This is a genomic window from Oscillatoria sp. HE19RPO, assembly GCF_024220515.1.
GTDB lineage: Bacteria > Cyanobacteriota > Cyanobacteriia > Cyanobacteriales > Laspinemataceae > Laspinema.
The window spans coordinates 1-7,339 of sequence record NZ_JAMXOT010000415.1; the positions used below are offsets into that span (position 1 = coordinate 1).

The following is a 7,339-nucleotide window of genomic DNA, read 5'->3' on the forward strand; positions in this document are numbered from 1 at the left end:
GGCGCAATGCTTGCGCCCTCCGGAGGGCGCAAGCATTGCGCCCCTACATTGACGGGGCTACTTTGTTGATCTACGAACGAACGTTTTGGAGATTTTATTTTTTGGAGTTCCCTTAGGGGGTTTAGGAACCCAAGAAACCGGGTTTCTGTTTGACCTGCGATCGCCCTTTGGATTGATTTAGGTGTAAGGGGCGATCGCTTTCCAGTAAATCAGTGAGCCAAGGTGTTGCTGTGATGCTTGAATTAGGCACTTGTTTACCCAATAGGCTCAAATAAACCTGTGGCGATATCGAACTCTTTTTCTTCACCATTTTCAAAAATCTTCAACCCGTCTGCCTTGGCAGTTCCGGTTAAGATGTCATAAACTTGATCGGGATTTAAGTTGGGATTAGCTTCCAACATCAGAGCAGCTACACCAGCAACAAAAGGTGCTGCTTGAGATGTGCCTGTTTGTGAATTAATTTCGTTGTTTGGATATGTAGATGCGATTCGATATGCTGGTGCCGAAATGAAGTTTATTTCTGGATTAGAACCGGCAAATTGAGGTGCTACACCATCTAAATCTAGTACAGTGTTGAAATCATCCACTGCTCCTACTGCAATGCCTAAACCATCTTCAGCATAACGACCTGGGTAAAATGGTTGACTTTGGTCTTTTCCGTCATTGTTACCTGCTGCCATAACTACAAGCACGCCATTATCTTTGGCGTAACGAAGAGCGTTTTCCACCTCTATATTAGGGGTCAAGCCATCAGTTCCCTCCGGACTAGGAAGCTTCAAGCTCATATTAATAATATCTGCCCCATTCTCTACAGCAAAACGAATTGCATTTGCATATCGAAGGTTAATGTCATCAGCAGAAAGATTTCCGTCCACGGCTCTATCCAACACCCTGATAGGCATAATTTTTGCATCAGGAGCGACACCCGTGACGTTTATTCCATCATTTTTAGCTGCAATAATACCCGCAACATGGGTTCCGTGTTGAAAGTCTTGTTGATTGGCATTACCACCTACAAAGTCAAAGCCAGGAACTATCTTACCAGCGAATTCAGAGTGTGTATCGTCAACTCCTCCATCTAGGACAGCAACTACGACATCTTTCCCAGTAATACCCTGGTTCCAAACCGCAGGAGCCTTAATTAGGTTTAAGCCGTAAAAGTCATCGTCAATTTCATTCTGTTCTTCAAGATTTGCACTTTCTAATGGTTGATCAAAAGAGAATGGCTCTAGTCCTCTCGCACGAGCAACAGCATCAGCCGCATCAACTAAACCAAACCCAAATTGAGTGGCAAAAGGTCCTTCCGGTGGAATAAAAGGTGTAAATGCACCTGTTACTGGATCTATTGGCTGATTGAAGCCTTGCGAACCAACCGCGTTAGCAACCCGGCCCTCATTCTGACCAAAAAAGACGTAGTGCCCTAAAGCTGTCATTCCCCCTGAGCTAACCGCAGAAGCCACATCTGGATTTTGTCCTAAATAGTAGGCAGTATTAAACTCTGTAATTGGATCTCGTCCTTCAAATTGACCATGATTCAGAAAATGGTCTAATCCAGTAGCAAAACCGCCTAAAGATACTGCATTGGCAACATCTGGGTTTTGTTGCAGATAATAGCTTTCACTATAGAATCCACTAGGCTGTCGTCCTTCAAATTGACCGTGAAGCCGAAAATGGTCGAATCCAGTAGCAAAACCGCCTTGAGATACTGCGTTAGCTACGTCTGTGTTCTGCTGAAGATAAGAGTTTTCGTCAAAGAGACTGCCAAGGTCTAACATAAGTCGTTTGTGTCCTGCAAAAATTGAGTTAACAGTGATTAGGAATCCGCTTACAACTTAAAAAAAGCGTTATTCTCTACGGTAGTGCTTCCTGGGTTTATAGCTTTTTAACAGGAAAATGGAAGAATTATTCGGTTTGATAATTCACCAGAAAACTGGCTCAAACAAATCGCCAAATGGATTTTCCTGGTCTTCAACTTCAAACACCCCCTCTTCGGCTCTATCCTCGAAAGGATTAACATCAACCTCTGCCTCAAAAGAGTTGCTTCCTGCCTGAAGATTGGCAATAGGAATTCCCCAACTCAGCGGAACCATACGTTCCGCTTCTACCTCAGATGGCCGAGTACCATCAGCGAAAATAAAGGCATAAATCCCAATTAAAGGATATTTTTGCTTGCCATTCACTCCAATCAGTTCGCCCTGTTGATTTAGAATTGGCCCACCACTCATTCCGGTTTCAATTTCGTTGCTATAGCCAATTTGATAGCCATTCTCTAACGGCTTTCTGGATAGCATTTCCACCTGACCCTGAGTTAAGCGATAGGCTCTCAATCCCCAATCACGGGTTTCCTCAGCTAATCCTGGTGTAAAGTGCCAATTAGGAAATCCAGCAGCATAAACAGCATCGCCCGCTGATAAAGCACTTGAGTTGCCAAGTTTAGCCACTTGATAGGATTGATTGCTACTAAATTCCACTAAAGCTAAATCTAAATTGCCAAATTGCTGAGATTGCAACCAACGACCAGAATGCGTCCGTCCGTCAGCGGTGAGGATTGTATAGCTGTTTTGTTCATTGTTTTCCACCACATGATGATTGGTGAGAACTGTGTAGCTATTCCCCCGACGCTCAATAATGACTCCAGAACCCATTTTCTCATCCCCTAAAATTCGCACGGTAATTTTTTGAGCAATTTCCGGGACAGATACTCGGGCTTGTAAAGAGTTCGGATTTTGAGCCTGTTGAAAAGGGATACGAACGGCTAAATCAGGAGATTTAGTCTTTAGATCCGGCAATAGCGGAAAATTTGCGCTGGGCAATGAAGCAGAAATCGAAGCGAGCATTGTGAAAACTGTCAGTATTTTCAAAGCAACAATGAGAGGAACTGAAAACACAATTGTGATTTTCCAAATCAATTAAGTTCAATGACAGGCATCTAACAGTTTCTCAGTAGCTATGGGGATAAAAATAGTCCCCCATAGCTACTTCTCAAAGTTAGTCGCTGTTCAATGCCGCATCTGCCCAGTCATTTAATGTCACGCTGCCAGATTGTGCTAAAGGACGACCTCCCGCAGTAGCGGAAATAAGCTGATTTAGAGCCCCGCGAGGATTGGTGCCAGGAGTTAACGTAATGATAATATTGTCACCGCTACACCGACGGTCCCGGCCTTGAAGTCCACAAATGACTCCCAAGTTATTGATTGTCCCAGTGCTTAACGTCAAACGACTCTGGCTTGCAAATGCGTTATTAAAACGATTGGTTACTGCATTGCAGCGAGCTTCAGGAGTCCAGCCGCTATGACTAAACGCTTGGCTATTCCAAGTGATTAATGAACGAGTAACTCGACCGTTACTAACTACAGTAACAAATCCGCCCTGAGATCCCCGAACACAAGAAAAATTAATACCTTGTGCTTGAGCTTTGTTGGACTCAAACGCCATGCCACCACAGAGTGCCAAAGCCCCTAATGCTGCTGTTGCTAATTGCTTAATTTTCACAGAAAAAACTCCTTAGTTACAAAATCAACATCGCGACGATCGCCTATCGCATTTTTCGATTTAAACTCGTTCTTTAGTTAGTTTTGGAAAAGAACAAGGCTTTAGCCGCTCTCGCTCCGCTCGGATGAACATAGAACCCGAGCCTAGAAGCAACTAATCATCTCCGAAAAATACTGATAAAATTATCTCCTCGTAAAGAAAACAATTAACCGTCAATTTGGAAAAACACACCTCATTTCACTTCCCGGAATCGTCAATCCTTCGGCAGATTCGTCAGGAATGATATTTGTCATGCTCCTTTGATGGGTTCTAGTTTGAATGCACCTTTGATTAACATTCAAATTTGTTAACCCCAATGTTAAAGACCTAAATTTGAGTTGTCAACCCCTATGTTTTGCGACATTCTGCGACATTTCGCGACATTCTGCGACACTTTACCAAACCTTTAAATAATTATTAAAAATGTTGATAAAAATGGTTGCAAAATTTATCTATTTTTTGGGGAATAATTGCGGTATGATTATAAGTATCCTTGAGGTGAATCCTTAGTCTAGTCTAGGGTTGAAGCTGCGATCGCCTTCATTGGCCTTTCAGCTTACCGATTTCGGCACTTTTCTGCCGATGTCGAAAAATGTGGCTAACGGTGATTTTTGTAAAGTTTCGTTAAAAAAAGTTGAGGCAAAAAAACATGGAATTAATCCGTATATTCTCGGAGAGTTTTATCCCCGCGCTATTGATGCATTTAAATTGCCAGTTTAGTGTCCAGTCAAACCCGTGACCACTCACCCGATCGCCGGAGGTTGAATACTTTTTTAACCTTGAATCCTTATGTAAATTTCAATACAGACAAAGGACCGATCGCCCAAAGCAAAAAACAACGGTCAACGGTAACATCCCCGATTAGCATCCTTTAGAGGCGTAGGGTTCGGGCAGAACATCTCTGTTTTGACCTTTAACATTGTTACCCGCTCAGGGAAGCCATACCCGTGAGGCAAAGCCCTTGCCGGAAGGGCTATAGAGCTTGATGCTTCCCTCTGATTGGCAATGGTGTTGCACCCCTATTAATGGTTAACCCTTCCACTGTTTTCTGACCCATGAATCGAGAAGAAGTACAACAACTCGTCGCATTTGCCGAACAGTTACTGGAACGGACCACTTATGAAGTTTTCTCAGATGTAGAGAAAATTACTCTGGAAGGCATCATCAGCGATCGCAGTTATGAACAAATGACCCTGAGTAAATCCACTGAAGTCACCCCCAAGTATCTGCGGCAAACAATTTCTCCAAAACTGCGGAAAAAATTAACCGATGCTTTGAAAGAACTGGGGGTGGTGGATGCAAATACCAAAATCCTCCTCAAAAAAGAAGTGGTCCCCAAACTGCGACAAGCTTGGAACCAAAAATATCCTGGGGAATGGGCGTCCGATGGATACCGCCAACCCTCCTTAGTCAGGGAAGCGCCAGGGGACGAGAGGGTGAACTCTTCAGGGGTTGCCGGATTAACCCGACCCCCATTCCAAAATGGGGTGATGGAAAGTTTTTCCCACCCCCAACGGATTTACCAAAACCTACCTACCCGGGATCATACGACGTTTATCGGTCACCAAAAACAACTGAAGCATTTGCTGAAACTCCTCTCTTGGGAGAGTCGAATCCATCGCATTAGCGTTGAAGGGATTGGTGGTGCCGGAAAAACTACATTAATTGTGGAAGCGGCTTATTCTTGTTTAGACTCAGCCGATTCGCCGAATTTTGATGCGATGATTTTTACTTCGGCAAAACCCCACCGCTTGACAGGTACGGGAATTTTACCCCGATTAAAAAAAGAGAATACTTTGTCGAAAATTCTGCGCACGATCGCCCGCACTCTGCAACGCCACGATTTGCTCATGGGAGACAGCGATCGCCAACTGGAAGAAATTCTGGATTGCTTATCCTATCAACGCACTTTATTAATGATTGATAATCTGGAAACCGCAGCGGATTTGGATGATGTGCGTTCTTTTTTATTTGAAGCACCCCCCACTGTCAAGGTTTTAATTACGAGCCGTCAACAAGCGTTATTAGATATTTCGCTGCACCTAGAATGCTTTAATAAAACCGATAGCCTGCATTTAATCCACCATCACGCCCAGGAAAAAGATATTCCCATCACCCCTAAACAATCCGAAGTAATTTATACCAGTACCGGGGGAATTCCGGCGGCGATTGTTTATACCATTGGTCAACTGAGTGCCGGTTATCATTTCACGGAGGCGATCGCCCATTTGAACCACTCTGATGGAGAAATTGCCCGATACTGTTTTGAGGGTTCAGTGTTGCCTTTGCGGGAGAAACCGCCCCATTTGCTGCTGATGGCTTTGGCTATTTTTCCCAGTCCCGCTTTACCCGAAGCCATCAGCAAAGTCGCGGATGTCCCAAACGGGGATGAATTTTTCCCCTTGCAACAATTATCTCTAGTAAAATTGCATCAAGGACGTTATGTGATGCTGCCCCTAACCCGAGGCTATGTTTTGGGTGAACTCGATGTTTATCCGGAGTTCCAAAAAGCCGCCCGGGAACGGTGGGTAACCTGGTATTTAAACTTTTGCCAAAAATATGGCAAAACCGACCCGCAAGAATGGAGTGAATTTACAGAATTAGACCAAGAATGGGAAAATCTGAGTGAAGCGATTGAATGGACCATTCTGGAAAACCGCTATGAAGTGTTTGGTCAATTTTGGCAATACATTAAAGGTTATACCCATTTTGCCGGATATTGGCCGGAACGGTTACGTTGGATGGATTGGTGGCGAGAACAGGCGAAAACACGAGCAGATTGGCTCCGGGTGGTAGAGGCGATCGGGGATAAAAGTCGCACCCTAATTTTATTAGATCAACCGGAACATCATCAAGAAGCAAGTCACCTGTTAAATCTGGCTTGGGAACTCTGTCAAACCTATCAACTCACTCTGGGTATTAATTTAGCGTTGGATATGGCGGTGTTCCAGGTTCATCAACAAAATGAGCGCGGGGCGAATCAATGGTTGAGTGAAGTGAATAAATTGTATCAAAATCTGCCGTCCGATGACCCCAGATATCCCCGAATTCCTGTTCAAATTCTTTATTATCGGGGGGAACTTCATTTTAAAAAACAAGAGTTTGTGCAGGCTAAACAATGCTATGAAACAGCCTTAGAGGAAAGTCGGAAGATTGGGTGGCATCGCGGGATGATTTTTTGCCAAATTTGGTTAGCTTTGGTGGCTATCAATCTCAAGTTATTTCAAAAGGCTGAAACTTTGTTAGAGGAGGCTTTTCCTCTGGTGGAAAAAAATGGCGATCGGCGTTGTTTGGCTTTTTGTAAACGAGCTTTTGCTTTGTTGAAAAAAGCCCAAGGAGATTGGCAAGAGGCCCAATCTTGGGCGGCTAAAGCTAGAGCAGATTTTCGAGACTTATTGATGCGACGAGAAGTGGCGGAAATGGATGAATTTTTGTACCGGGGGAAGTAGTGATTGGAGGAGCATCTCAATTTGTTCAAGAGACCTAACCCCCCAGCCCCCTTCCCTACAAGGGAAGGGGGAGAAAGAAGTAAATTCCCCTTTTAGGCAAAATTGGGATAATCCCGTGATTAAAAAAATCGACTTTTAACAACCGGATTTGGTATGAATATTAGAATACTTCTTGTCCCCTCCCCTTGGCAAGGGGAGGGTTAGGGTGGGGTTCTCTTAGGGAACTCCAAAAAATAAAATCTCCAAAACGTTCGTTTGTAGATCAACAGAGTAGCCCCGTCAATGTCGGAGTAAATGCTTGCGCCCTCCGGAGGGCGCAAGCATTTACTCCGACACATACCTTCCTTTCAGTTGAACGT

At 44.1% G+C, this 7,339-nt stretch carries 5 protein-coding genes; 1 reads left to right on the plus strand and 4 read right to left on the minus strand.

The genetic code is table 11. The annotated features are described in order from the left end of the window. Positions 1-121 precede the first annotated feature (121 nt). The 4 genes from NG833_RS30690 to NG833_RS28355 form a co-directional block, all read right to left on the minus strand. The gene (locus tag NG833_RS30690) at positions 122-250 is read right to left on the minus strand and encodes a hypothetical protein (RefSeq protein WP_256556198.1); all 129 of its coding nucleotides are present in this window, start codon (positions 248-250) and stop codon (positions 122-124) included. A gap of 4 nt (positions 251-254) precedes the next feature. Further along, positions 255-1,775: a S8 family serine peptidase gene (locus tag NG833_RS28345; RefSeq protein WP_254568617.1), complete on the minus strand. Its 1,521-nt coding sequence runs from the start codon at positions 1,773-1,775 to the stop codon at positions 255-257. A 144-nt stretch (positions 1,776-1,919) separates the two neighbouring features. Further along, positions 1,920-2,837, minus strand: a complete 918-nt coding sequence (locus tag NG833_RS28350; protein WP_254568618.1) for a serine protease — start codon at positions 2,835-2,837, stop codon at positions 1,920-1,922. A 151-nt stretch (positions 2,838-2,988) separates the two neighbouring features. Continuing rightward, positions 2,989-3,492, minus strand: a complete 504-nt coding sequence (locus tag NG833_RS28355) for a COP23 domain-containing protein (RefSeq protein ID WP_254568619.1) — start codon at positions 3,490-3,492, stop codon at positions 2,989-2,991. Positions 3,493-4,586: 1,094 nt separating this feature from the next. On the opposite strand from NG833_RS28355, the gene NG833_RS28360 reads away from it, so the two are divergent. Further along, on the plus strand, positions 4,587-6,980 hold the full coding sequence (locus tag NG833_RS28360; protein ID WP_254568620.1) for an NB-ARC domain-containing protein: 2,394 nt from the start codon (positions 4,587-4,589) through the stop codon (positions 6,978-6,980). Positions 6,981-7,339 lie beyond the last annotated feature (359 nt).

Coding starts and splice junctions, on each gene's coding strand:
- NG833_RS28360 (WP_254568620.1), top strand. CDS start 4,587: ATGAATCGAGAAGAAGTACAACAACTCGTCGCATTTGCCGAACAGTTA.
- NG833_RS28350 (WP_254568618.1), bottom strand. CDS start 2,837: ATGCTCGCTTCGATTTCTGCTTCATTGCCCAGCGCAAATTTTCCGCTA.
- NG833_RS28345 (WP_254568617.1), bottom strand. CDS start 1,775: ATGTTAGACCTTGGCAGTCTCTTTGACGAAAACTCTTATCTTCAGCAG.